Origin of the sequence: Pseudophaeobacter sp. (assembly GCF_048267565.1) — a bacterium.
Lineage (GTDB): Bacteria > Pseudomonadota > Alphaproteobacteria > Rhodobacterales > Rhodobacteraceae > Pseudophaeobacter > Pseudophaeobacter profundi.
Genome location: NZ_JBLWXG010000004.1, coordinates 1 through 24,725, shown reverse-complemented (window position 1 = coordinate 24,725; position 24,725 = coordinate 1). Strand labels below are relative to the sequence as shown.

Here is a 24,725-nt window from a genome sequence, read left to right as displayed (position 1 = left end):
CCTGATGTCCCACCTATTTCGGTGGTTTTTTTGCCCGGCAGGCAGGCCGCCGGATATGGTTTGAAATAGGGCAGAGCCCCTTTCGTACAGGGAGTTTGGGCGCATTCATCAACAAACGTCAAGTGTGCGATCATGAAATTCGATGTCCGCATAGCGTACTTTTGCTATTCGATACAAAATTTCACGATCACGACTCCTGCCGCAACTTGCTGTCTTTTCAGCTAAAGTCGTAAAATGCTTTAGCGTGTATAAAGGCGGTGCGTTTCAATTCAGCAGTTGTTTCGGCCTCTTCATCGCTGCCCCACTGCTCTGCCTGCCAGGCTTCATCCAAACGCGAGATCCGCCAAATATCATCCGCCGTGCGCCAATCTTGCGCCGCAGCAAATCCCAGCACCAGGGAACCGGACATCGACACAAGGTCGTGAAATGCTGCCAGCTGAAAGGGGCTCAGCCCATGTACAGCATGACGCAGGCTGCGCAGCGCCGCCGCATCCTGGGGCCGATGCAGCAATCCGGTGCGCGGCTCCAGTCGGACACCAAGGGCCTGTTCGGCCCAGTCCAGCGCCGGATCCCATTCTGCCGCCTGACGCTGCACCAGTTCCTGTGGCGAATCGGCGCGATAGCACAGCAGATCCGAATCGCCGTATTCCGCCAGCATATCCGCGACTTCACCGTGTTGATTCGCAACCTTGTCGATCGCAGCATTGGCAGATCGGGTAAAAGGCATGGTCTCTGGATTGATCACCTCGGACTGGGCATCCCATTCAGTGGCGATAGCCTCGGCCATGGCACGGCTGGGCACCATCAGTGCGGCCTTCGCCGGGGTCTTGACCATGCGGCCATCCAGCGCCACGCCAAACCCATCTTCCGCCTCGGTCACGTCTGCCTGTTTCCAGAACCGTTTCTGCGCCCAGTTGCTCATGCCTTATGCCTTCCAAATCTGTTGCAGCAGCGGTGCCAATTGCGCAAAGCTGCTGATGACATGATCCGCACCCAGCCCGGCCGCCGGGTGATAGCCCCAGTCCACGGCAATCGTGCAAACGCCAGCCGCGCGGCCCATGTCGATGTCAAAACTTGTATCCCCAATCATCACCGCCTGCTCTGGCGCGAGCCCGGTTTCCGCCAGCGCCGTCAGCACCATCGACGGATGCGGTTTAGAGGGGTGATGATCCGCCACCTGCCGGGTGACAAAACAGGTCAGCCCATGCGCCTCTATCAGCGCATCCAGGCCGCGTTGCGATTTGCCAGTTGCCACCCCAAGCAAATACTCAGGGACTGCATGCAACGCCGCCAGGGTTTCGGCCGCACCGGGAAACAGTGGCGAATGGCCCGCCCCCTGCGCCAGGCGCTGGGTCATATAAGCGGATTTATAGCCCGCAACCAACTGTGCCTGCTGATCCGCCGAGGCCTGCGGTGCGAGTTGGGCCATGGCCAGCGGCAGCGACAGGCCCACAATCGACAGGATATCGCCGTGGTCGGGCGGTGTCAGTCCGGCCCCGTCAAAGGCCAGCCGCATCGCGGCGGCAATGGCACTCTGGCTATCTGCCAGGGTGCCGTCCACATCAAACAGGATCAATCGCAGATCTGCGCTCACAGCAGCGCCTCAAAGGGATCATCTGCCGCCAGATCTTCGCTCCAGCCGAAAGTATTCCAGCTGTCTTTCATGTGATCCGGCAGATCCGCAGTGACAACGATGTCCTTGCGGGTGGTCGGATGTTCAAACACCATGCGCCGCGCGTGCAGGTGCAGCTTCTTGCTGATGTCACCGCCCAGCTGTGCGCCCCAGCCATCGCCAAGGTTTTCCTGGCCCGAACCACCGTATTTGCCGTCGCCGATGATGGGATGACCAATTTCCGCCATATGCACCCGCAGCTGGTGGGTGCGCCCGGTCACCGGTTCCATCGCCACCCAAGCAGCCCGACCAGCCACCCGATAGAGTGTCGCGTAAAAGGTATGCGCCCGTTTAGCGCCGGGGGTGCGATCAATCTCGGACGGATGCACGGCGATCATCTTTTCGCCTTCACCGCTGCGGCCATGGCCCGCAGCCTTGACCAGGCCCGCCTTGATTTCCCCCAGATAGGGGGTCGGCACACCAGCCACCAGCGCCCAGTAAATCTTGCGCGTGTTGCGATGGCGGAATGCAGCAGTCAGCGCCTTGGCCGCCAGTCGGGTCCGGGCCAGTACCAGAACGCCCGAGGTATCCTTGTCCAGACGATGCACCAGGCGCGGTTTTTCTTCCGCGTCAAAGCGCAGCGCCTCTGACAGCCCATCCACATGTTTCGTGGTGCCGCTACCGCCCTGCACCGCCAGCCCAGCCGGCTTGTTCAGAACGATGACATCGTCATCCTTGTAAATCACGCAGTCGCGGATCATCTTGGCGTCCGCTTCGGAAACCCGGGCCACGCGCGGCTCTGCAGGTTTCAAATCCGAGGCCGCCAGCGGCGGCACCCGCACCACCTGGCCGGCAGTCACCCGCGTGTTGGCCTTGACCCGACCGCCGTCCAGACGCAGCTCCCCCTTGCGGCACATCTTCTCAATGCGGCCCTGGTTCACATGCGGGAACAGACGCCGCAGCCAGCGGTCAATCCGCTGGTCGTCATCCTCTTCGGTCACCGTGATCATCTGTACGCCGCTCATGCGAACACTCCTCTTGCGAGCCATAGGCCCAAAAACAATCCGCCGACCGACAGGCCCACCGAAAGCAAAACATAGACCGCAGCCTGCCCAAAGGCACCGCGCTCAATCATATTGGCACTCTCCAAAGAGAAGGCCGAAAACGTGGTGAACCCGCCCAGAAACCCGGTCATCACCAGCGGGCTCAGGTGGGTCAGCCCCCTATGCGCCGCCAGCACCACAAAGCCCCCCATCAGACAAGAACCGATCACATTCACAGTGATGATCGCCAGCGGAAACTCCTGATGGCCAATCAAGCGTGTAACGCCCAGACCTGTCAGATAGCGGAGCACCGCACCAGTAGCGCCGCCCAGAGCGACCAGAGAGAGAGTTGAAATCATCAAGGGTCTGTGGCGCGCACGCGGGTGGATGTCAAGTTTTAGCCGCTATGCAGGCTTGATCGCCGTAAGTTTTGCACGCCTATCCGTCAAATCGGTAGCGCAGGGTTGATGGGTCCTGGCCCTAGGAGTTTCGCTGCTGACGCAGTTTGGCAAAATAGGCACTGCGCCGTTTCAATTCCCGTTCAAACCCGCGTTCGACCGGTCGATACAGCACCGGTCGCTTGACCCCATCGGGAAAGTAGTTCTGCCCCGAAAACCCATCCTCGGCGTCGTGGTCATAGGCATAGCCATCGCCATAACCCTGTTCGGCCATCAGCTTGGTTGGCGCATTCATGATATGCTTGGGTGGTGGGGTGCTGCCGGTATCCTTGGCCAGGCGGCGGGCCGCCTTGATGCCCACATAGACCGCATTGGATTTGGGTGCGAGCGCCAGATAGACTGCGGCATTTGCCAGCGCCAGTTCGCCCTCGGGGCTGCCAAGCCGTTCATAGGTATTCCAGGCGTTCAGACACACCGTATTGGCCTGCGGATCCGCCAGGCCAATGTCCTCGGTCGACATCATGGTCAGGCGGCGGGCCAGAAACCGAGGGTCTTCCCCGCCCTCAAGCATCCGCGCCAGCCAGTACAGGGCGGCGTCCGGGTCCGATCCGCGAATGGATTTGTGCAGGGCCGAGATCAGATTGTAGTGCTCATCACCGGATTTATCGTATTTGGTGGCGCGCCGCATCAGCCGGGTCGCCAGGGCCTCGCGTCCCAAAGGAGCCTTCACCTGCCAGGCCGCGACCTGTTCAATCAGGTTCAACAAGGCCCGCCCATCACCATCTGCCATCTCTTGCAGGGCGTCGCGCGCCTCACCGCTCAGCGGCAGGGCGCGGCCCAGGTCCTGTTCGGCGCGCTGGGTCAGCCGTTCGAGATCGGCCAGCGACAGACGTTCCAGCACCAGCACCTGCGCCCGCGACAGCACCGCCGCGTTCAGCTCAAACGAGGGGTTTTCGGTGGTGGCCCCAACCAGAAGGATGGTGCCATCCTCCATATAGGGCAGAAAACCATCCTGCTGCGCCTTGTTGAAGCGATGGATTTCATCAACGAACAATAGGGTGCCCTGGCCATTCTGGCGGCGGATCTTGGCCGCCTCGAACACCTTGCGCAGTTCTGGCACCCCAGTGAAAATCGCCGAAATCTGAACAAAGTGCAGATCCGTTTCACGGGCCAACAGCCGGGCAATGGTGGTTTTGCCCACCCCAGGTGGCCCCCAGAACACCAACGAGGAGAGCGACCCGGACGACAGCATCACCCCCAGAGGCCCCTCCTCCCCCAGAATCTGTGCCTGACCGATCACCTCTCCTAGGCTCTGCGGGCGCAGCCGGTCGGCCAGGGGCCGGTTCACATCCCCTGCGGGATCTGTCCCAGTGTCGGGTGCGCTGCCAAACAGATCAGCCATGGATCAGCGCCGCATATGCAGGCTGACCCGCTGGCCCCGCCTGTTCAAATCAAATCGAACCCGGCGTCCGGCCTCTTCCAGCAGGCGCGGCACATCCGTCGGCGCCGCAACCAAAGCGCCATTGATCTCCATCAGAATATCGCCCGCCCTGACCCCGGCGCGCCCGGCAAAGGGGCCAGGATCCAGCACCACAACGCCGCTGGCCGAGAGCGGCAGTTGCAGCCGCACGATGGCGACCGGATTGATCAACCCGACGGTAAAACCCGGAAGGGCGCTGTCTTCAGTCATCACCAGCGATTCACCTGGCGGATCATTCGGGGCGGCATACATTTCAACCATGAGCGTCTCACGCTGGTCACCGCGCAGCCGGGTGACTTCGGAAATACCGTTCAACCCGGCCACAGACATGCGAAACACCATCTCAGAGGGGGAATTCACCACCTCGCCATCCACTTCGGTGATCACATCGCCAACCTCGAACCCGGCCTTGGCAAAGGGGCTCTTGGGGTGGAGTTCGGAAATCACCATACCTTCTGGCAAGTTCATCCCCAGCGATCCTGCCAGATCCGCATCCACCGGCTGGCCCGTCATCCCGGCCCAGGGCCGCTGAAAGGCCTCGGCGCCATCATGCGCCTGTTTGACAAATTCGCGCACCAGATTGGCCGGAATGGCAAAGCCAATACCGTTGGACCCGCCAGAACGGCTGAGAATACGCGTGTTGATGCCAATGAGATCGCCGTTCACGTCAATCAGCGCCCCGCCCGAATTGCCCGGATTGATCGGCGCATCGGTCTGAATGTAATAGCCAAAACCTTCGCCAGAGGCGGTGCCACTGCGCGCCAGGCCCGAGACAATACCGCTGCTGACGGTCTGGCCCACCCCAAAGGGATTGCCGATCGCCAGAGCCAGTTCGCCGACCTCAACCTTGTCACTATCGCGCAGCGCCAGGAACGGCAGATCCGCAGCGCCATCCAGTTGCAAGATCGCCAGATCGCTGGCCTGATCTGCAAGAACCACCTGCGCATCATATTCGCGTTTATCCGTGGTCACGACGCGAATTTCGGTGGCCATGCCCACCACATGATAGTTCGACACCACGATGCCATCCGCCGACAGGATGACGCCAGAGCCAAGCGAGCTTTCGACGCGGGGTCGCGGGCTGGTGAAACCACGAAAGAAGTCGTCGAAAAACGGATCATTCATGAAAGGCGAACGCTGTTGGGTCTGGCGCACCACCTTTGCATAGATATTCACCACAGCCGGGGCCGCCTGTTTCACCAAGGGCGCAAAGCCCAGCGAAATTTCCGCCTGGGATTGCGGCACGCGCGTTTGCGCACTGACCGAAGCCAAAGGCAACAGCACCACAGCGGCTATGAACGCAAGGGTCAGAACCTTGGGAAACGAAAGGACTGCGCGGACCATGGGACCTCCGAGAATTGTGATCCCTCAGGATATGCGGAGCCGCACCCCGGATTGCAAGCACTGAGACAATGCCGACGCCGGCACATCATCGGCAGAAACGCCGGACAACGAAAAACCCCCGCCTGAAACCAGACGGGGGCCAATTTCAAACCCACAGTTGGGGTAGGAAATCTTATTCTGCGTCGGCAGCTTCGATTTCTGCAGCGAGGCGGGCCTTGTCGGCGGCGCCTTTGGCAGCAACGTCACGGTCGACAAATTCGATGATCGCCATAGGCGCCATGTCACCGTAGCGGAAGCCCGCTTTCAGAATGCGAACGTAGCCGCCCTGACGGTCTTTGTAGCGGGGGCCAAGCACGTCAAACAGTTTGGCGACATACTGGTCTTCTTTCAGGCGCGCATTGGCCTGACGACGGGCGTGCAGATCGCCACGTTTTGCCAGGGTGATCATCTTTTCGATGATGGGGCGCAATTCTTTTGCCTTTGGCAGAGTCGTTTTGATCTGCTCGTGCTCGATCAGCGAGCCAGCCATGTTTGCAAACAGGGCCTTACGGTGCTCATGAGTACGGTTGAGGCGGCGGTAACCACGTGCGTGACGCATTGTCTAATTCCTTCTTTCGCGTTTTGCTTTGTCTGTCAGCCGATGCGTGTCAGCTGCTCTCCTTGGGGCGTCTGCCCATCTTTCCCCGCCAGTGCGGGCATTGGTTAAGGGCAGACCAGAGCCTGCCCTTAAATTCGTAGCGCCGGGAAATTCTTAGAACGTGTCTTCGAATTTCTTAGCCAGATCTTCGATGTTGTCTGGTGGCCAGTCCTCGACGTCCATGCCGAGGTGCAGACCCATGCCGGACAGCACTTCCTTGATCTCGTTCAGCGACTTGCGGCCAAAGTTTGGCGTGCGCAGCATTTCTGCTTCGGTCTTCTGGATAAGATCGCCGATGTAGACAATGTTGTCGTTCTTGAGGCAGTTTGCCGACCGGACAGACAGTTCCAGCTCGTCCACTTTCTTCAGCAGAAGCGGGTTGAACTCAAGACCGTCGTCTTCGTCCTGACGGTTCGCCGATTCGGGTTCTTCGAAGTTGACGAAGATCGACAGCTGATCCTGCAGGATCCGCGCAGCATAGGCCAGCGCATCATCAGGCGTAACGGAACCGTCTGTTTCGATTTTCAGGGTCAGCTTGTCATAATCCAGCACCTGGCCCTCACGGGTGGGCTGAACGTCATAAGACACCTTTTTCACCGGCGAATAGATCGCATCGATTGGGATCAGACCAATGGGTGCATCTTCTGGCTTGTTCTTGTCGGCAGAGACATAGCCCTTGCCGGTATTCACGGTCAGTTCCATGAACAGGTCGGCGCCATCATCAAGGTGGCAGATAACATGCTCGCGGTTCAGAACCTCGATGCCTGCGGACTCAGAGATGTCACCGGCGGTAACAACAGCTGGGCCTTTGGCGTTGATCGACAGGCGCTTGGGGCCTTCGACTTCCATGCGCAGCGAAACACCCTTCAGGTTGAGGATGATATCGGTGACGTCTTCACGTACGCCTGCAACGCTGGAGAATTCGTGCAGAACATTGTCGATCTGTACGGATGTAATTGCAGCCCCCTGCAGCGAGCTCATCAGAACACGACGCAGTGCGTTGCCAAGCGTCAGGCCAAAACCGCGCTCCAGTGGTTCGGCAATAATTGTTGCCTGACGTGCGGGATCGTTGCCCGGCTTAGCTTCAAGCTGCGTAGGCTTGATCAGCTCTGCCCAATTTTTATGGATCATGCAGTCCCTCCATTCCTGTCTGTACCTCATGTCCGAAGGTGCAGACGCCCGAGGTTTAAAATGACGGACTGGGGCTCAGCAAACAAGCAGAGCCCCAGCGTAATGCTCGAAATTAAACGCGACGGCGCTTTGGCGGACGGCAGCCGTTGTGCGCCATAGGTGTAACGTCGCGGATCGAGGTGATGTTGAACCCAACTGCGGCCAGAGCGCGCAGCGCCGATTCACGACCGCCACCGGGGCCCTGAACTTCGACTTCGAGGGTCTTCACACCGTGATCCTGCGCTTTCTTACCTGCATCTTCTGCAGCCATCTGAGCAGCATAGGGTGTCGATTTACGCGACCCTTTGAAGCCCATGGAACCAGCAGAGGACCATGCAATCGCATTACCCTGAACATCAGAGATCAGGATTTTGGTGTTGTTGAACGAAGAGTTCACGTGAGCAACGCCTGTGGCGATGTTCTTGCGCTCTTTTTTCTTAGTACGAGTCTTATCGCGTGCCATTGATCAAACCCTCCCTTTACTTCTTCTTACCAGCAATGGCCTTTGCAGGACCTTTGCGAGTACGAGCGTTGGTGTGGGTACGCTGGCCGCGAACGGGCAGGTTACGACGATGACGCAGGCCGCGGTAGCAACCCAGGTCCATCAAACGCTTGACGTTCATCTGAACTTCACGACGCAGGTCACCTTCAACGGTGAAGTTTGCATCGATATATTCACGGATGGACAGAACTTCAGAGTCGGACAGTTCATTCACACGGCGGGCCGTGTCAATGCCAACGGCTTCGCAGATGGTCGCGGCCGAGGTGTTTCCGATTCCGGTGATATATGTGAGGGCGATAGGTACCCGCTTAGCAGCGGGAATGTTTACGCCGGCAATACGTGCCACGTGTCACTTTCCTTTTCGTTGCGGTTCCGTAGTCCCAGAACCTTTTTTCACAACGCTTGACCAGGGCGACGGGGCCGCGCAGTCCAGCATTTTGAGGTGGTCATGCAGGCAAAGAATCCGCCCACATGGAATCATCCCGCAAAGGGATGGGCTTGCGTATGAGGAATCAGACAGAGCGTCAACCCGTCAAGGGGGCATCGGGCTTCTTTTCCTCAAAATGCGGGCTTTTCAGCAAATTGGCCTCAGGATGAGCAGCCGTAGAAGCGGATCGGCTCTGGGTCTCCTGTGTAAATGGAGATGACGCCCGGCTCATCCGGGTTGCGCACGATGGTGAACAACTGCGGCACATATTGCGGCCCCGGCATTTCACAGTGCCCCACATGCGTCGTCACATCATAGACCTGCCACTGGTACAGCGCTTTGGGGGTGAAGCTGCAGAAATACTCCAACGAGCTATAGCCCGTCTCTTCAAGGATCATTCCACCTTCGCCCGCATAGTCCAGCACCCCGTCAGGGTTGGACATGACAATATCGCAGCCCTCGGGGCTATCGACATAAAGATCCTGCGCCTGGGCAGAAACCGCAAGGGTGGTAAAGCAGAGTATCGAACAGATGAGCTTCACGGCAGAAACCTTTTTGGAAATGGATGGGTGAACACGGATATAACCCTTTTCGCCCCCTTACTGTAAAGCGCTTCCCCCAACCGCAGGCGATCTTGCCAGCGGCTGGGGGGGGGGGAATGCGTCTTCGCAAAAGACAAAGGAGCCCGCAGGCTCCTCAATCACGTTCGTCAAGATGGTCGCGGTGCGACCTCAGGCCTCCAGCACCGCTGCGATATCCGCAGCGACAGCCTCCATGGCCTGCAACCCATCAACAGAGCGCAGATCGCCCTTGGCATAGTAGTAGCCCAGCAAGGGCGAAGTCTTTTTGTAATACTCCATCAGACGTGTCTTGAGGCTCTCCTCATTGTCGTCCGCACGGCGTTTTACATCCGAACTACCGCAGTTGCCGCACTTGCCATCGGCGGGCCAGGGCTTGGTCTGATCGTGGTAGACCTCTCCGCAGCCACCGCAGGTAGAGCGCCCGGTAATGCGCGCCACCAGGGCGCCGTCATCCACCGCCATCTCGATCACGGCATCCAGGGTCAGACCCATTTCTGCCAGCAACTCGCCCAGTGCATCGGCCTGGCCCAGGGTGCGCGGGAAGCCGTCAAAGATAAAGCCCCCCTCCGCGCCTTCGGCAATCTTCTCGCGGATCAGGCCAATGACGATATCGTCTGTCACCAGCTCACCGCGGGCGATGACCTCTGCGACTTTCTTGCCCATCTCGGACCCGGCGGCCTGCGCTTCGCGCAGCATATCCCCGGTCGAGAGCTGAACCATGCCCCGGCTTTCGACAAGCTGACGCGCCTGCGTCCCCTTACCAGCGCCGGGTGGCCCCAACAGAATAATATTGGTCATCGACGAGATGGCCCCCGTTTTGCACGCTTCTTGTTGCGCCCACGCAGCTGGCTCTTCTCGATCAGGCCTTCATACTGGTGCGCCAGAAGATGGCTTTGCGCCTGCTGGATGGTATCCATGGTCACAGAGACAACAATCAGCACCGATGTCCCGCCAAAATAGACCGGGAAGGCAAACTGGCCGCGCAGCACCTCGGGCAGCAGGCAGACCAGCGCCAGATACATCGAGCCAAGAACCAGGACACGGTTCACAACATATTCGATATATTCAGCGGTCTTTTTGCCGGGGCGAATGCCAGGCACAAAGCCGTTCTGGTTCTTCAGGTTATTCGCCACATCTTCGGGCTTGAAGGCCACGTTGAAGGTATAAAAATAGGCAAAGAACACGATCATCGAGACAAAGAACAGCAGGTACAGCGGCTGACCGGGGCCAAAGTTGGCCAGCATCCAGGACATCACCGGCCCATTGGTCGCGCCGGACGAAAAGGCAGAAATCGTGGTTGGCAGCAGCAGCAGCGAACTGGCAAAAATCGCCGGGATCACGCCTGCTGGGTTCACCTTGACCGGCAGATGCGAAGACCCGCCATCATAGACCTTCATGCCAACCTGGCGGCGGGGGTACTGAATGTGGATCTTGCGCAGGGCGCGTTCCATGAACACCACAAACATGATCACCGCGATCACCATCAGGATCACACCGATAATCACGGCTGGGCTGATCGCACCGGAACGGCCAGAGGCAAAGAACTGCGCGATAGAGGCCGGAACCTCGGCGATGATGCCGACAAAGATGATCAGCGAAATACCATTCCCCAACCCGCGCTGGGTGATCTGCTCGCCCAGCCACATCAGGAACATGGTGCCGCCGACCAGAGTGATCATGCAGGCCAGCCGGAAATACATCCCCGGATCGGTCGCCAGATCCCCCGCTTCCAGCGAGACCGCCAGCCCATAGGACTGGGCCGTAGCCAGAAGTACGGTGCCGTAACGAGTGTATTGGCTGATTTTCTTCTGGCCCTGGGCACCCTCTTTTTTGAGCTGCTCAAGCGCCGGAACCATCGAGGTCAGCAACTGGACAATGATCGAGGCCGAAATATAGGGCATAATGCCCAGGGCAAAGATGCCCATACGGCCAAGGGCGCCACCGGTGAACATCGACACCATGCCGCCAATGCCCTGCCCCGCCGCTTCCATAAAGTCACGCAATGCGCCTGAATCGATGCCTGGAACCGGAATAAAGGTGCCAAGGCGATAAACGATCAGAAGGCCAAGCGTAAACAAGATGCGATTGCGCAGATCCGTGGCTTTGCCAAGTGCGGACCAGCTGGTGTTCGCTGCCATTTGTTCTGCTGCTGATACCATGAAATGGGTCTCTTTTTGCGAAAACGCCGCCCGGAACCTTTTTCCGGCTCGGACGGCGTACTGGAAAACTGATGACATGTGTAAGCGGCATTATCGCCGCTCACAAGCCGTTACTCAGCTGCGGCTGCTTCTGCCACGGTCAATGCGCCACCGGCCTTTGCAACTGCGTCAACAGCAGCGGCGGATGCGCCTGTCACGGAGATGGTCGCTTTTGCGGTGAATTCACCCTTGGCCAGAACCCGAACACCGTCTTTTTTGCGGCGCAGCAGACCCGAAGCAACCAGGCTGTCTTCGGTGATCGACGCAGCGTCCAATTTGCCCAGGTCGATGAATTTCTGGATCAGGCCCAGGTTCACCACGGCAAAGGCCTTGCGGTTTGGCTTGGTAAAGCCACGCTTAGGCAGACGTTGGTACAAAGGCATCTGACCGCCTTCATAGCCGTTGATCGACACACCCGAACGGGATTTCTGACCCTTGATACCACGGCCACCCATTTTACCCTTGCCAGAGCCGGGGCCACGGGCAACACGCATGCGTTTCTTGGCGGCACCTGGGTTGTCGCTGAGTTCGTGAAGTTTCATTTCGCTTCTCCTATCGCCGGATGTGCCCCCAGAAGCGGAAAACAGGGACAACCACGGCATGTTAAAAATGTGATTCCATGACCTCGAGAGGCCACCGCAGGCGTATAGCTGCCCTGCCCCACCGGATCAAGCCCCAAGCGTGCCAATGCGCCAATGCACCAGAGGACAGGCTGCGGGTCTCACCCAGTCATCTTAGCGCGATGGCCATGGCAAGGCAAAATGCAAAACGCCCCTGCGCTGTGCAGAGGCGATTGCAATGTCCCCAGTTGGAGGACGCATCAGGCCACAGATGTTTGAGTTAGAGCTCGTAGACGTGGCGCCGGGCAATATCGGCGATGTCGCAACGGCGCACGCCAATATCGGCAAGCTCGCGGTTGGTCAGCCGGTCAAGCTGGGAAAAGGTGCGCTTGTAGTCACGGGCCAGGGCCCAGCGGGCGCCAATATCGCGCAGCAGCCCACGCAGGCGGGCAAAGAGAGTAATCTGATTGGAGGCTGTGTTATAGACATGTGCCATGGTATTTTTCCTTGTAGCGACCGGAACCCATTTCCCGATCTTTGTTCAAACCTTGTTAGGTGAGTTTGCAATAAAGGATTGATTTCAGGAAAAACAACGCCCCGCTTGGTCGACCCGCCATGCGTCCAGCGCATAGGCTCGCGCGCTGTTCGCCGCAGTCAGCGGCACGGAAAAATCGCGAAACGGAAAAAGGCGCCCAGGGTTTCCCCCAAGCGCCTTTCATTTGGTCAATCAAAGAGCGGCTTAGTCGCGCTCTTCGATGATCTCAACCATGTGAGAGACCTTGCGAACCATGCCGCGAACCGAAGGGGTATCTTCAAGTTCACGTGTCTTGTGCATCTTGTTCAGACCCAGACCGATCAGCGTTGCGCGCTGGTCGGCGGGGCGGCGGATCGGGGAACCGATCTGCTTAACAACGATTGTTTTAGCCATCTGTCCGTCTCCTTACGCTTCTGCTGCTTCAGCAACAGGTGCTTCGTCCCGCTTGGGCAGGATGTCGGCGACCTTTTTACCACGACGCTGAGCAACCGAACGAGGGCTCTGCTCTTTGGTCAGGCCGTTGATGGTTGCACGGATCATGTTGTAGGGGTTCTGCGAGCCGATCGATTTGGACACAACGTCTTTGACGCCGAGCATTTCGAAAACTGCACGCATTGGACCACCAGCAATAATACCGGTACCTTCAGGGGCGGTCCGCATTACAACTTTGCCGGCGCCGTGGCGGCCTGCGATGTCGTGGTGCAGGGTACGACCCTCTTTCAGAGGTACACGAACCATCTGACGCTTGGCCTGTTCAGTGGCCTTACGGATGGCTTCAGGTACTTCTTTGGCTTTACCTTTGCCAAAGCCAACACGGCCCTTTTGGTCACCAACAACAACCAGTGCTGCAAAACCAAAGCGCTTACCGCCTTTTACAGTTTTGGATACACGGTTGATCGCAACCAAACGATCCGCAAATTCAGGTGTCTCATCACGGTCGCGACGATTGCCACGGCGGTTATCACGTTCTGCCATAAAGCATTCCTTTGTGTGTGGCGACTGGCGCCAATTGTTCCAATCCTGGTGAGGCGCGCCCGAAGACGCGCCCCCCGGATCATCGGGGCGGCGATATCGCCACCCGCAAGTCCTTAGATCTTGAGGCCGCCTTCACGCGCAGCGTCGGCCAGAGCCTTCACCTTGCCGTGGAACAGGAAGCCACCACGATCGAAATACGCCTCAGAGACGCCAGCCGCCTTGGCACGCTCGGCGATAACCGAACCCACTTTGGTTGCTGCTTCGATGTTGTTCTTGCCTACAAAGCCAAGATCTTTTTCCAGGGTCGATGCGGACGCCAGTGTCTTGCCTGCCAGATCGTCGATCAGCTGAACCGAGAGGTTCTTGTTCGAACGGTGGACGGAAAGACGCAGACGGCCAGCGTTGACCTTGCGAAGTTTGTTCCGGACGCGCAGGCGACGCTTCAGAAACAGGGTACGTTTGCTGTTTGCCATTTTGCTGGTCCTTACTTCTTCTTGCCTTCCTTGCGGAAGATAAATTCGCCCTTGTAGCGGATGCCTTTGCCCTTATAGGGCTCGGGACGGCGCCAGTCGCGGATTTTCGCCGCTACTTCGCCCACCTGCTGCTGGTCGTTACCTTCCACAACGATTTCAGTCTGCTTCGGCGCGGTGATGGTAACACCTTCCGGAGCAACAAATTCGACGTCGTGGCTGTAGCCCAGGTTCAGCTTCAGGGTGTTCCCCTGCATCTGAGCCCGGTAACCCACACCCTGGATCTCCAGCTCTTTCTTAAAGCCGGTGGTCACGCCGGTTACCAGATTGGCAACCATGGTGCGGGACATGCCCCACTGCTGACGCGCGCGCTTGGACATGCCGCGAGGCGTGACCGAGACTGCGTTTTCTTCAACAGTGATTGTGACATCGTCGGTGGCGGTGAAGCTGCGGGTCCCTTTGGGGCCTTTGACTTCAACGCTTTGGCCGGAAACGCTCGCGGTAACACCGCTGGGCAGTTCGACCGATTTCTTACCAATACGGGACATCGATTTGGCCTCCTTAGAAGACGGTGCAGAGCACTTCGCCGCCAACGTTGGCTGCGCGTGCGTTTGCGTCCGACATCACACCCTTGGGGGTGGAGACAATCGACACGCCCAGGCCCTGACGGACCGACGGGATGTCATTGACGCCCATGTAAACGCGACGGCCAGGTTTGGAAACCCGCTTCACTTCACGAATGACAGGATCGCCGTCGTAGTACTTGAGACTGATTTCCAGCGCCGGATGGCCGCGTTCGTCAGTGGATTTCTCGTAGCCGCGGATATAACCCTCGTCTGCCAGCACATCCAGAACCCAAGCCCGCAGCTTTGACGCTGGGGAGCTTACGGTGGATTTGCCACGCATTTGCGAGTTACGAATACGGGTGAGCATATCGCCGATAGGATCGTTCATATCTGTCTCTCCCTTACCAGCTCGATTTCACCATACCGGGGATCTGGCCGTTCGAGCCCAGGTCCCGCAGCGCGATCCGGCTGACCTTCAACTTACGGTAGTAAGCGTGAGGACGACCAGTCAGCTGGCAACGGTTGTGAAGACGAGTTGCCGAAGAATTCCGCGGCAGTTTAGCCAGTGTCAGACGCGCTTTGAAACGCTCTTCCATCGACTTGGATTCGTCATTCGCGATTTCTTTCAGCTCGGCGCGTTTAGCGGCATATTTTGCCACCAGACGCTCGCGCTTTTTCTCGCGTTCGATCATGCTTTTCTTAGCCATGTCTCTACTATCCTTCCCGCGCTCAGCTATTGAAGGGCATGTTGAAAGCTTTCAACAGCGCCTTTGCTTCCGCGTCGGTTTTCGCGGTGGTGGCAATCACGATATCCATGCCCCAGTTTTCGTCGATTTTATCAAAATCGATTTCTGGGAACACGAGATGCTCTTTCAGACCCATGGCGTAGTTGCCACGGCCGTCAAAGGAGGTACCCGATACGCCGCGGAAGTCACGGATACGGGGCATCGCGATGGTGATCAGACGGTCGAGGAATTCGAACATCCGGTCGCCGCGCAGAGTTACCTTTGCGCCCATCGGCATGCCTTCGCGAACGCGGAAGCCAGCGATGGAGTTCTTTGCCACGGTGGTCAGAGCTTTCTGGCCAGCGATGGTAGAGAGATCAGCCTGAGCCGATTTGGCCTTTTTGCTGTCACGGACAGCAGCACGACCACAGCCAATGTTCAGAACGATTTTTTCCAGCTTTGGCAGCTGCATGTCGTTCTTGTAGCCAAACTCTTCTTTCAGGGCACCGCAGATGGTGTCCTTGTAGAGAGTTTTCAGACGCGGAGTGTAGGTTGCGTTATCAAGCATCAGACAGTCTCCCCAGTCGTTTTGGCGAAGCGCACTTTCTTGTCGTCTTCCATGCGGAAGCCAACGCGAGTTGCTTTACCATTGGAGTCCAGCAGAGCCAGGTTCGACAGATCGACTGGCAGTGCTTTGGGCAGACGGCCGCCCTGTTCGTTTTGCGACTGACGGGTGTGGCGGATCGCCATGTTCAGCCCATCAACAACAGCTTTGCCAGCCTGGGGGTCAACAGAGGCGATAACGCCTTCTTTGCCCTTATCCTTGCCGGACAGCATGACAACCTTGTCACCTTTACGGAGTTTAGCAGCCATTGTTACAGCACCTCCGGAGCAAGCGAGATGATTTTCATGAAGTTCTTGGCGCGCAGCTCACGAACAACTGGGCCAAAGATACGTGTACCTACGGGCTCGTTGTTGGTGTTCAGGATGACGGCAGCATTGCGATCAAAACGGATCGCAGTACCATCGGCACGACGGACTTCTTTAGCGGTGCGAACGACGACGGCCTTACGGACATCACCTTTCTTAACGCGACCGCGGGGGATGGCTTCCTTAACCGAGACAACAATGATGTCGCCTACGGATGCGTATTTACGCTTGGAACCACCCAGAACCTTGATGCACTGAACTCGGCGAGCGCCGGAGTTGTCAGCAACATCCAGGTTTGTTTGCATCTGGATCATGTGGTTTCTCCCGACCTATGGGGCAGCGATGCGTGCTGGTATCCCCCAGGGTTTCGACAAACTGGTCAGCTTGCCGCTTATGGGACCTTACGGTCTCTTAAGCGGTCAGAACTTCCCAGCGTTTCGTTTTCGATTTCGGCGCGCATTCGATGATGCGAACTTGATCGCCGACCTTGAAAGCGTTCTGCTCATCGTGCGCCCGATACTTCTTGGACTTACGAATGGTCTTTTTCAGAACAGGGTGCGTGAAGCGGCGTTCAACCGAAACTGTTACGGTCTGGGCGTTGGCGTCGCTGGTCACGGTGCCTGTGAGAATACGTTTGGGCATCTGTCAGGCTCCTTATTCTGCAGCTGCGGCTGCAGCTTTTTCGTTCAGGATGGTTTTCACGCGGGCAGCGTTGCGGCGTGCCGCTTTGATGCCTGCAGTGTTTTCCAGCTGACCGGTAGCTTGTTGAAAACGGAGATTGAAGCTCTCTTTTTTCATGTTGGCAAGCACATCGCGGAGTTCATCCACGGTCTTGTCACGCAGATCATTGGCGTTCATCGCCTTTGTTCCTTGTCCAAAGCACCAGAAGGCCCCGAGAGGGTCACCTTGTTATCTGGTGGGTTATGTAAAACCCCGCCCCCTCAAGGGTGCAGGAAAGAATCACCGGGGCCAAATCCAAGACGAATTTAGCCCAAGCGATGTGCCCCTATAGGGGAGATAGGGGGTGGGGGCAAGGGAAAGGTTGGGCCGCGCCCGTCCCTCCCCGCGGGAGGCGCGGCCCCTACGATGCACACCTTGCCTTGGGCTCCGCCCGTTCGCCCCGCAATCGTTCCCCCGGAACGATTGCCACTATGTGGTTCGGCGCTCACTCCCAGCGATAATTAAAGCTAACAGAGATACGTTCATCTTCCGCCATGTTCATTGGCACCTCATGGCGCAGCCAGCTTTCCCAGAGCAGCACATCGCCCACCTCGGGCTTCATGTAGATAAAAGGCTTTAGCTCGCGCCGCGCCTCTTTCACCCGGACTGGGGCGGCCATCATCATCGCAGAACGCGGATCTTCCAGCTTCAGGGCGCTGGTGCCTTCTGGCATCGACACATAGGTGGTGCCGGAAATCACCGAATGCGGGTGGATGTGTGACGCATGCATGCCGCCCTCGGGCAGGATGTTGATCCACAGATCCTCCAGCACCAGCTTGCGGCCATCCAGATCAAACTCCAGGTCCTTGGCAAAATGTGCCACATGCGCATCCAGCGCTTTCACCAGATCGGCAAAGATCGGGAAACGCCAGGGCAGATCGGTCAGAGACGCATAGGAGGTATAGCCGGGATAGCCGTTCTCCTCGCACCAGTCCTGCCCGGCCTCGTCATCTTCGGCGATGACAATGCAGGAGGTTTCCATTTCCTGCGCGTCGATCCTGGGTTCAAACTCGGACAGGGCAGCGCGGTAAAGGCGGGTCACAAAAAGCGATTCTATCTGGGCCATGGCGGTCTCCGACAATCAGGTTGCCCCCTTCCCATAGGCGATCCACAAAGGCCCGGCAATGCGACGGGGCGCGCAAAACACCAAGTGCCACCACGAAAAAGGGGCGCACCCGAAGGTACGCCCCTGATCTTTGTACGCTTGCGACTGGGCTTACCAGTCTTCGCGAACCACGATGCGTGTCTTGACCGACAGTTTCATCGCGGCCAGGCGCAGGGCCTCGCGCGCGACGTCGTCATTGACGCCGTCGATTTCGAACATCACGCGGCCAGGTTTGACCTTGCATGCCCAATAATCCACGGAACCTTTACCTTTACCCATACGAACTTCGACGGGCTTGGAGGTCACTGGAGTATCTGGGAAGATACGGATCCAGACACGACCCTGACGTTTCATGTGACGGGTCATGGCACGACGGGCAGCTTCAATCTGACGCGCAGTAACGCGCTCAGGTGTGGTTGCCTTGAGGCCGTAGGTGCCAAAGTTCAGATCGGAGCCGCCTTTGGCGTCGCCTTTGATCCGGCCTTTGTGCATTTTACGGAATTTTGTACGCTTTGGTTGAAGCATCTATTCTCTCCTTAGCGACGACCGCCACCAGCACCACGAGGTGCAGGGCCGTCCTGGAGTTCCTGTGCTTTACGGTCACGTGCCTGAGGATCGTGTTCCATGATCTCGCCTTTGAAGATCCAGGTTTTGATCCCGATGATACCGTAAGGTGTCATGGCTTCGTTGTGAGCGTAATCGATGTCGGCGCGCAGAGTGTGCAGCGGCACACGACCTTCGCGGTACCATTCGGTACGGGCGATTTCAGCACCACCCAGACGGCCAGCAACGTTCACCCGGATACCCAGGGCGCCCATACGCATGGCAGACTGTACGGCACGCTTCATCGCGCGACGGAAAGATACACGACGTTCCAGCTGCTGAGCGATGGACTCACCAACCAGCTGCGCGTCCAGCTCGGGCTTGCGAACTTCAACGATGTTGAGGTGCAGTTCCGAAGCAGTCATCGAGGCCAGCTTCTTGCGAAGCACTTCGATGTCAGCGCCTTTTTTACCGATGATCACGCCAGGACGTGCTGTGTGGATTGTCACACGGCATTTCTTGTGAGGGCGTTCAATGATCACGCGGGCGATGCCAGCCTGCTTGCACTCTTCCTTGATGAAATCGCGCAGCTTGATGTCTTCCAGCAGCAGATCACCAAAATCTTTGGTGTCGGCGTACCAGCGGCTGTCCCAGGTGCGGTTGATTTGCAGGCGCATGCCAACCGGATTGACTTTATGTCCCATTAGGCTTGCTCCTCAACTTGACGCACCTTGATGGTGATCTCAGCGAACGGTTTCAAGATCTTGCCGAAACGACCGCGGGCACGTGGACGACCACGCTTCAGGGTCATGTTCTTACCGACCCAGGCCTCGGCAACGATCAGCTCGTCGACGTCCAGGTTGTGGTTGTTCTCGGCATTGGCGATGGCGGACTGAAGGCATTTCTTCACATCCTGCGCAATACGCTTGTTCGAGAAGGTCAGATCGGTCAGCGCCTTGTCAACCTTTTTGCCACGGATCATCTGGGCAACCAAGTTCAGCTTTTGCGGGCTGGTACGGAGCATGCGCGTTTTCGCCATTGCTTCGTTGTCTGCCACGCGGCGGGGGTTTTGTACCTTACCCATGACTTACTTCCGCTTCGCTTTTTTGTCTGCGGCGTGACCATAATAGGTACGAGTTGGCGAATACTCACCGAACTTCTGACCGATCATGTCTTCCGAGACGTTGACAGGAATGTGTTTGTGACCGTTGTACACACCAAATGTCAGACCCACGAACTGGGGCAGAATGGTGGAACGACGAGACCAAATCTTGATGACTTCGTTGCGGCCCGACTCGCGCGCAGCTTCGGCTTTCTTAAGCACGTAGCTGTCGACAAAGGGACCTTTCCATACAGAGCGAGACATAAATTAACGTCCCTTCTTCTTGGCGTGACGCGAGCGGATGATCAGCTTTTGCGACGCTTTGTTTTTGTTGCGGGTACGCTTACCTTTGGTCGGCTTACCCCATGGGGTTACCGGGTGACGACCACCAGAGGTACGACCTTCACCACCACCGTGTGGGTGATCGATCGGGTTCATAACAACACCACGAACCGAAGGACGCTTGCCCTTGTGACGCATACGGCCAGCTTTACCGTAGTTCTGGTTCGAGTTGTCTGGGTTCGACACGGCACCAATGGTTGCCAGGCATTCCTGACGGACCATGCGCAGTTCACCCGAGGACAGGCGGATCTGAGCGTAGCCACCATCACGACCAACGAACTGAGCATAAGTCCCGGCAGCACGGGCGATCTGGCCGCCTTTGCCTGGCTTCATCTCGATGTTGTGGATGATGGTACCGATGGGCATACCCGAGAAGGGCATTGCGTTACCGGGTTTGATGTCGGCTTTTGCCGAGGCAATAACCTTGTCACCAACCGCCAAACGCTGTGGCGCCAGGATATAGGCCTGCTCACCGTCTTCATATTTGATCAGTGCGATGAATGCGGTCCGGTTCGGGTCATATTCGATCCGTTCAACGGTTGCCGCAACATCAAATTTGTTCCGTTTGAAGTCAACGATCCGGTAGAGACGCTTTGCGCCACCGCCGCGGCGGCGTGAAGTGATCCGTCCGGTGTTGTTCCGGCCGCCCGATTTGGTCAAACCCTCAGTGAGAGATTTAACCGGACGCCCTTTCCAAAGCTCCGAACGGTCGATCAGAACCAGCCCACGCTGGCCCGGCGTCGTCGGCTTATACGACTTGAGTGCCATGCTTTCTGTCTTCCGTTTAGCTACGATGGGTTGCCCCACCGTTGCAGATCCTTAGGTTGTTGTCTTTGGATCCGCTATGTGTAAGCCCCCCGTCCGCCTGCCCCTATGGAACAATGACTACTAAGGTGGCCAGTCTTTAGGGCCCCTAAGGTCCCCAGCTCAAATAATCCCACAAAGAATACGGCCCCAGAACGAATCTGAGGCCAGTAGGATTGGGCGGATGTAGCAGGGTTGGGGGTGGCTGGCAATGGTCAATAGCCGCAGGCCGTGATCACCCCTCTGATTCGCAAAATTTCATGTGGGGAAAGTGGTCCCCGTGGTGGCGATGCGATGCATCTATGAACTTTTGCACAACCTTGTCACCGTGAAGAAGATCATCGTTCAAGTCCTTCCGAATGGCTCTCATGATCTCATTCATGTTGGCACGCTTACCCTGCGCAACCCCCTCCAAGTTCGGCGGAATGGCATCTACAACACGATTTTCGAAGATAGCCGGCTGCATGGTGACGCCCTCGCGCCAACGCTCGAATTCAATCGCGAGCTGGCGATACTGAAGCATAAGCGATGCGGTATTTGCCGCGCGTTGCTCCAGCAGATGAAGGTCCGCGATAAGGTCCGTCTCGCCCCCTTTTACCAGAAAAGAATACTCACAGGGCTTCAGAAAATCCGGCTCAATCGAACGACCAACAAATGCGGGCACCACATCACACGGTTCTTGCACTGGATGACCTGATTTCTCCGCATATTCGTAGGCACCGTCGATCAATGCTTTTTGGTTGGCAAGAAGGTTCACCCAGTGCCACAATTTCACATATCCAGAATATGCAGACTCAGCCCCAACACTTAGCCGATCATCTTTGCGACGCATGGCATCTGTATCGGCAGCCCTGTTAAACGACCAGCGAGCCACACAAAAGGCGATCCCACCCCCGACAACAGCACCTAGTAACGAAGGAGCAGCATCCGACAGAAGGTTACCAAGAAATGTCCCCGATGGAGGTTGCACAATCGGGGCGACAAAAAATGAAACGTCTCCGCTCAACTTCGAAGCCCAGCCAAAAAAACCATTCGTATCCAATTGCAACTCTTTCGTTCGCCCCTGTTATACTCACAACTACAGAGCAACACTGAAAAAGACGAGAGGGCGCCAGCGCCGTCCCGCGGGGTGGCGCCCTTAACAGCGCGTTTGGCACTTTATTCCAGCCAAGTCCGTACGACCTCACCGACATAGGCGGCACCTGCCAAAGCGCCGCCCCATTGGGGCGGGACGGCGCTGGCGCGGCGGCCTGCGGCCTTGATTCCGCGCAGGACACTTCCCTGCAGCCTCTCCCGCTCAAACCAAAGGTTTCCATAAAAAACTGAGCGAGCGTTTTCGCACCCAACTAGGGTCAGGCGCCGCCCTCTCGATAGCACGCCCCCAACGAAAAAAGGCCCCCGCTTTACAGCTAGGGCCTTTCTAGTCAGTTCAAAAGAACCTGATCTCAGAGTCCGGTGGACACGTCGATTGTGTTGCCCTCTTCGAGCGTCACATAGGCCTTTTTCACGTCTTTGCGACGGCCGATCTGGCCGCGGAACCGCTTGGCTTTACCCTTGGTGATGGAGGTGTTGACCGCCTTCACTTTCACACCAAAGAGGCTTTCAACAGCTTCTTTGATCTGGGGTTTGTTGCTGTCGATCGCAACTTCAAAAACAACCGCACCGTTTTCGGATGCCATGGTGGTTTTCTCGGTAATGATCGGCTTGCGGATCACGTCGTAGTGTTCTGCCTTGGCGTTCATTTCAAACGAGCCTCCAGTGCTTCGAGACCGGCCTTGGTGATAACCAGGGTGTCCCGCTTCAGGATGTCATAGACGTTCGCACCCATTGTCGGCAGGATATCCAGACCTTCAATGTTGCGCGACGCTTTCAGGAAGCCTTCGTTCACTGCGGACCCGTCGATGACCAGCGCGCGTTTCCAGCCCAGGTTTGCAACCTGTTTGGCCAGAGCACCGGTTTTGCCTTCGGCAGCAGCGTCAGAGATCACAACCAGTTCACCGGCTTTTGCCTTGGCGGACAGCGCGTGACGCAGACCCAGCTTGCGGAACTTTTTGGTCAGCTCGTGGCCGTGCGAACGCACAACGGGGCCTTTGTAGATACCACCACCGCGGAAGATCGGTGCCGAGCGGGCGCCGTGGCGTGCGCCACCGGTGCCTTTTTGGCGATAGATCTTCTTGGTCGAGTATTTGACTTCCGAACGGGTCTTTACCTTGTGGGTACCGGCCTGTGCGTTGTTACGCTGCCAGCGAACCACACGGTGCAGGATGTCTGCACGAGGCTCCAGACCAAAGAGATCGGCGTTCAGCTCGATGTCGCCAGCTTTGCTGCCGTCGAGATTCATCACATCAAGTTTCATGCTTCACCACCTTCCGCAGGGGCTTCGCTCGCAGCGGCTTTGATACCGGCTGGGAAGGGAAGACCTTCAGGAGCTTTCTTCTTCACGGCATCCTTGACGGTGACCCAGCCAGACTTTGGACCAGGTACGGCGCCTTTGATGAAGACCAGACCGCGGTCAGCGTCAGTTTTGACGACTTCCAGGTTCTGTGTGGTAACGCGGGCAGCACCCATGTGACCAGCCATCTTCTTGCCTTTGAAAACCTTGCCGGGATCCTGACACTGACCTGTCGAACCGTGCGAACGGTGCGAGATCGAAACACCGTGCGACGCGCGCAGACCACCAAAGTTCCAGCGCTTCATCGCACCGGCAAAACCTTTACCGATCGATGTGCCGGTCACGTCGACTTTTTGACCTTCCAGGAAGTGCTCGGCCGAGATTTCGGCGCCAACTTCGATGAGAGCATCGGCAGGCACGCGGAATTCCACGAGCTTACGCTTGGGCTCTACCTTGGAGGCCGCGAAGTGACCACGCATCGCCTTGGAGACGCGCTTAACCTTTGCGGAACCCGCACCAAGCTGAACAGCTGTGTAGCCGTCCTTGTCATCGGTACGCTGAGACACAACCTGCAGGCCGTCCAGGTGAAGAACGGTCACAGGGATCTGCTGACCATCTTCCAAGAACAGGCGAGTCATGCCAACTTTTTTTGCAATAATACCAGAGCGCATTATTTATACCCTCCGTTCTTAAGATTGCAGCTTGATCTCGACGTCCACACCAGCGGCCAGGTCGAGCTTCATCAGCGCGTCCACGGTCTGGGGGGTCGGATCAACGATGTCGAGCATACGCTTGTGCGTACGGATCTCGAACTGGTCACGAGATTTCTTGTCAACGTGGGGGCCACGCAGAACAGTGAATTTCTCGATCTTGTTTGGCAGTGGGATCGGGCCGCGAACAGTCGCGCCGGTCCGCTTGGCAGTGTTGACGATCTCTTGTGTGCTGGAATCCAGTACACGATAGTCAAATGCCTTCAGCCGAATACGGATATTTTGGCTTTGCATTAGTCAGCCTTTATCTAGGCGTTGAGGTTGAGAGGAGGGGCAGCGACCACCGCTTACCCTCATCGAACCCAAAAGGCGGGAATCACCCCGCCTTACAGTTCCACCAGGGAACTAGCGCCCTATACGCCCGAACGGCGCATGGAGCAAGAGGTTTCGCGCGCGAAACAGTTGCGGATCGGGCGTTCGGCGGGTCTGGAGGAGGTTTGGAAATGTGAAGGCACCGTTCCTTCACCCATGGCCTATCCATCCCGCTTCCTGAAGAACACCACTGGAGCTTTTTTCAAGAGCGCCACCGGCCAAGCCCTGCCCTGTTCAGACGTTACAGCAACAGAAAAGAGCGCCCCGAAGGGCGCCCTCTTTATCTTTTCGCCAGTGTGGGTCTTGGGACATTAGCGCCGAGGCGCGAATACCCTGTCACCACTGTTTCAAAATCACTCGGTGATTTTGGACACAACGCCGGCGCCGACGGTGCGGCCGCCTTCACGGATGGCGAAACGCAGGCCGTTTTCCATCGCGATAGGCGCAATCAGTTCAACGTCGAACTTCAGGTTGTCGCCAGG

38 protein-coding genes are annotated in these 24,725 nt (G+C 57.5%); all 38 read right to left on the bottom strand.

Annotated features, from left to right (window positions below; all coding sequences use genetic code 11):
- Positions 1-217: 217 nt before the first annotated feature.
- Positions 218-922, bottom strand: coding sequence for an ATP12 family chaperone protein (locus ACN0VH_RS10890; RefSeq protein ID WP_278923523.1), 705 nt, complete (start codon positions 920-922; stop codon positions 218-220).
- Between the two features lie 3 nt (positions 923-925).
- The gene (locus ACN0VH_RS10885) at positions 926-1,594 is read right to left on the bottom strand and encodes an HAD-IA family hydrolase (RefSeq protein WP_278923524.1); all 669 of its coding nucleotides are present in this window, start codon (positions 1,592-1,594) and stop codon (positions 926-928) included.
- On the bottom strand, positions 1,591-2,637 hold the full coding sequence (locus tag ACN0VH_RS10880; RefSeq protein ID WP_278923525.1) for an RluA family pseudouridine synthase: 1,047 nt from the start codon (positions 2,635-2,637) through the stop codon (positions 1,591-1,593). The genes ACN0VH_RS10885 and ACN0VH_RS10880 overlap by 4 nt, the downstream gene beginning before the upstream one ends.
- Positions 2,634-3,014 carry a fluoride efflux transporter CrcB gene (crcB, locus tag ACN0VH_RS10875; RefSeq protein WP_278923526.1) on the bottom strand — a complete coding sequence of 127 codons (381 nt, stop codon included), beginning with the start codon at positions 3,012-3,014 and terminating at the stop codon, positions 2,634-2,636. Before crcB ends, ACN0VH_RS10880 begins: the two co-directional genes overlap by 4 nt.
- Positions 3,015-3,135: 121 nt before the next feature.
- Positions 3,136-4,455, bottom strand: coding sequence for a replication-associated recombination protein A (locus ACN0VH_RS10870; RefSeq protein WP_278923527.1), 1,320 nt, complete (start codon positions 4,453-4,455; stop codon positions 3,136-3,138).
- Positions 4,456-4,458: 3 nt separating this feature from the next.
- A complete protein-coding gene (locus ACN0VH_RS10865) occupies positions 4,459-5,877 on the bottom strand; it encodes a trypsin-like peptidase domain-containing protein (RefSeq protein WP_278923528.1) in 1,419 nt (472 codons plus the stop codon).
- A 172-nt stretch (positions 5,878-6,049) separates the two neighbouring features.
- The gene (gene rplQ / locus ACN0VH_RS10860; protein ID WP_278923529.1) at positions 6,050-6,475 is read right to left on the bottom strand and encodes a 50S ribosomal protein L17; all 426 of its coding nucleotides are present in this window, start codon (positions 6,473-6,475) and stop codon (positions 6,050-6,052) included.
- 153 nt (positions 6,476-6,628) lie between these two features.
- A complete protein-coding gene (locus ACN0VH_RS10855) occupies positions 6,629-7,645 on the bottom strand; it encodes a DNA-directed RNA polymerase subunit alpha (RefSeq protein WP_009810844.1) in 1,017 nt (338 codons plus the stop codon).
- Between the two features lie 112 nt (positions 7,646-7,757).
- Positions 7,758-8,147 carry a 30S ribosomal protein S11 gene (rpsK, locus tag ACN0VH_RS10850; protein WP_232405483.1) on the bottom strand — a complete coding sequence of 130 codons (390 nt, stop codon included), beginning with the start codon at positions 8,145-8,147 and terminating at the stop codon, positions 7,758-7,760.
- A 16-nt stretch (positions 8,148-8,163) separates the two neighbouring features.
- A complete protein-coding gene (rpsM, locus tag ACN0VH_RS10845; RefSeq protein WP_232405482.1) occupies positions 8,164-8,532 on the bottom strand; it encodes a 30S ribosomal protein S13 in 369 nt (122 codons plus the stop codon).
- Positions 8,533-8,774: 242 nt separating this feature from the next.
- On the bottom strand, positions 8,775-9,155 hold the full coding sequence (locus ACN0VH_RS10840; protein WP_417700602.1) for a hypothetical protein: 381 nt from the start codon (positions 9,153-9,155) through the stop codon (positions 8,775-8,777).
- Positions 9,156-9,344: 189 nt separating this feature from the next.
- Positions 9,345-9,992 carry an adenylate kinase gene (locus tag ACN0VH_RS10835; protein ID WP_278923531.1) on the bottom strand — a complete coding sequence of 216 codons (648 nt, stop codon included), beginning with the start codon at positions 9,990-9,992 and terminating at the stop codon, positions 9,345-9,347.
- Positions 9,989-11,353, bottom strand: a complete 1,365-nt coding sequence (secY, locus tag ACN0VH_RS10830) for a preprotein translocase subunit SecY (RefSeq protein ID WP_278923532.1) — start codon at positions 11,351-11,353, stop codon at positions 9,989-9,991. Before secY ends, ACN0VH_RS10835 begins: the two co-directional genes overlap by 4 nt.
- Positions 11,354-11,463: 110 nt before the next feature.
- Positions 11,464-11,934, bottom strand: a complete 471-nt coding sequence (rplO, locus tag ACN0VH_RS10825) for a 50S ribosomal protein L15 (protein ID WP_417700601.1) — start codon at positions 11,932-11,934, stop codon at positions 11,464-11,466.
- Between the two features lie 298 nt (positions 11,935-12,232).
- Positions 12,233-12,448: a DUF1127 domain-containing protein gene (locus tag ACN0VH_RS10820; protein ID WP_278923534.1), complete on the bottom strand. Its 216-nt coding sequence runs from the start codon at positions 12,446-12,448 to the stop codon at positions 12,233-12,235.
- 243 nt (positions 12,449-12,691) lie between these two features.
- Complete coding sequence (rpmD, locus tag ACN0VH_RS10815; protein WP_009810836.1) at positions 12,692-12,880, bottom strand: 50S ribosomal protein L30; 189 nt, start codon at positions 12,878-12,880, stop codon at positions 12,692-12,694.
- Between the two features lie 12 nt (positions 12,881-12,892).
- Entirely contained in the window at positions 12,893-13,462 is a 570-nt protein-coding gene (rpsE, locus tag ACN0VH_RS10810; protein ID WP_027241741.1) for a 30S ribosomal protein S5, read from the bottom strand.
- A 113-nt stretch (positions 13,463-13,575) separates the two neighbouring features.
- A complete protein-coding gene (rplR, locus tag ACN0VH_RS10805; protein WP_058335703.1) occupies positions 13,576-13,935 on the bottom strand; it encodes a 50S ribosomal protein L18 in 360 nt (119 codons plus the stop codon).
- Between the two features lie 11 nt (positions 13,936-13,946).
- A complete protein-coding gene (gene rplF / locus ACN0VH_RS10800; RefSeq protein WP_278923535.1) occupies positions 13,947-14,480 on the bottom strand; it encodes a 50S ribosomal protein L6 in 534 nt (177 codons plus the stop codon).
- A 13-nt stretch (positions 14,481-14,493) separates the two neighbouring features.
- Positions 14,494-14,886, bottom strand: a complete 393-nt coding sequence (rpsH, locus tag ACN0VH_RS10795; protein WP_122071980.1) for a 30S ribosomal protein S8 — start codon at positions 14,884-14,886, stop codon at positions 14,494-14,496.
- A gap of 13 nt (positions 14,887-14,899) precedes the next feature.
- Positions 14,900-15,205: a 30S ribosomal protein S14 gene (gene rpsN / locus ACN0VH_RS10790; protein WP_278923536.1), complete on the bottom strand. Its 306-nt coding sequence runs from the start codon at positions 15,203-15,205 to the stop codon at positions 14,900-14,902.
- 22 nt (positions 15,206-15,227) lie between these two features.
- Positions 15,228-15,791, bottom strand: a complete 564-nt coding sequence (gene rplE, locus ACN0VH_RS10785) for a 50S ribosomal protein L5 (protein ID WP_232405473.1) — start codon at positions 15,789-15,791, stop codon at positions 15,228-15,230.
- Positions 15,791-16,096, bottom strand: a complete 306-nt coding sequence (rplX, locus tag ACN0VH_RS10780) for a 50S ribosomal protein L24 (protein WP_232405472.1) — start codon at positions 16,094-16,096, stop codon at positions 15,791-15,793. Before rplX ends, rplE begins: the two co-directional genes overlap by 1 nt.
- Positions 16,097-16,098: 2 nt before the next feature.
- Complete coding sequence (gene rplN / locus ACN0VH_RS10775) at positions 16,099-16,467, bottom strand: 50S ribosomal protein L14 (protein ID WP_009810828.1); 369 nt, start codon at positions 16,465-16,467, stop codon at positions 16,099-16,101.
- Between the two features lie 97 nt (positions 16,468-16,564).
- Positions 16,565-16,795 carry a 30S ribosomal protein S17 gene (gene rpsQ, locus ACN0VH_RS10770; RefSeq protein ID WP_009810826.1) on the bottom strand — a complete coding sequence of 77 codons (231 nt, stop codon included), beginning with the start codon at positions 16,793-16,795 and terminating at the stop codon, positions 16,565-16,567.
- A 12-nt stretch (positions 16,796-16,807) separates the two neighbouring features.
- Positions 16,808-17,011, bottom strand: a complete 204-nt coding sequence (gene rpmC / locus ACN0VH_RS10765; protein WP_009810825.1) for a 50S ribosomal protein L29 — start codon at positions 17,009-17,011, stop codon at positions 16,808-16,810.
- 307 nt (positions 17,012-17,318) lie between these two features.
- Positions 17,319-17,939, bottom strand: a complete 621-nt coding sequence (locus tag ACN0VH_RS10760) for a 2OG-Fe(II) oxygenase family protein (protein ID WP_278923537.1) — start codon at positions 17,937-17,939, stop codon at positions 17,319-17,321.
- 150 nt (positions 17,940-18,089) lie between these two features.
- On the bottom strand, positions 18,090-18,503 hold the full coding sequence (gene rplP / locus ACN0VH_RS10755) for a 50S ribosomal protein L16 (protein ID WP_278923538.1): 414 nt from the start codon (positions 18,501-18,503) through the stop codon (positions 18,090-18,092).
- Positions 18,504-18,514: 11 nt separating this feature from the next.
- Positions 18,515-19,225 (bottom strand): 30S ribosomal protein S3, encoded by a 711-nt coding sequence (rpsC, locus tag ACN0VH_RS10750; protein ID WP_232405469.1) that lies wholly within the window; start codon positions 19,223-19,225, stop codon positions 18,515-18,517.
- On the bottom strand, positions 19,225-19,605 hold the full coding sequence (gene rplV / locus ACN0VH_RS10745) for a 50S ribosomal protein L22 (RefSeq protein WP_232405468.1): 381 nt from the start codon (positions 19,603-19,605) through the stop codon (positions 19,225-19,227). The genes rpsC and rplV overlap by 1 nt, the downstream gene beginning before the upstream one ends.
- Positions 19,606-19,608: 3 nt before the next feature.
- Entirely contained in the window at positions 19,609-19,887 is a 279-nt protein-coding gene (rpsS, locus tag ACN0VH_RS10740; RefSeq protein ID WP_008207545.1) for a 30S ribosomal protein S19, read from the bottom strand.
- 3 nt (positions 19,888-19,890) lie between these two features.
- A complete protein-coding gene (gene rplB / locus ACN0VH_RS10735; protein WP_232405467.1) occupies positions 19,891-20,733 on the bottom strand; it encodes a 50S ribosomal protein L2 in 843 nt (280 codons plus the stop codon).
- A gap of 271 nt (positions 20,734-21,004) precedes the next feature.
- Entirely contained in the window at positions 21,005-21,811 is an 807-nt protein-coding gene (locus ACN0VH_RS10730) for a hypothetical protein (protein WP_417700600.1), read from the bottom strand.
- Between the two features lie 403 nt (positions 21,812-22,214).
- Positions 22,215-22,511 carry a 50S ribosomal protein L23 gene (locus tag ACN0VH_RS10725; protein ID WP_232405465.1) on the bottom strand — a complete coding sequence of 99 codons (297 nt, stop codon included), beginning with the start codon at positions 22,509-22,511 and terminating at the stop codon, positions 22,215-22,217.
- Positions 22,508-23,125: a 50S ribosomal protein L4 gene (rplD, locus tag ACN0VH_RS10720; RefSeq protein ID WP_232405464.1), complete on the bottom strand. Its 618-nt coding sequence runs from the start codon at positions 23,123-23,125 to the stop codon at positions 22,508-22,510. Before rplD ends, ACN0VH_RS10725 begins: the two co-directional genes overlap by 4 nt.
- A complete protein-coding gene (gene rplC / locus ACN0VH_RS10715; protein WP_278923540.1) occupies positions 23,122-23,832 on the bottom strand; it encodes a 50S ribosomal protein L3 in 711 nt (236 codons plus the stop codon). Before rplC ends, rplD begins: the two co-directional genes overlap by 4 nt.
- Positions 23,833-23,850: 18 nt before the next feature.
- The gene (gene rpsJ, locus ACN0VH_RS10710; protein ID WP_232405462.1) at positions 23,851-24,165 is read right to left on the bottom strand and encodes a 30S ribosomal protein S10; all 315 of its coding nucleotides are present in this window, start codon (positions 24,163-24,165) and stop codon (positions 23,851-23,853) included.
- Between the two features lie 431 nt (positions 24,166-24,596).
- A partial coding sequence (locus ACN0VH_RS10705) for an EF-Tu C-terminal domain-related protein (protein WP_490362986.1) occupies positions 24,597-24,725 on the bottom strand: 129 nt, incomplete at its 5' end.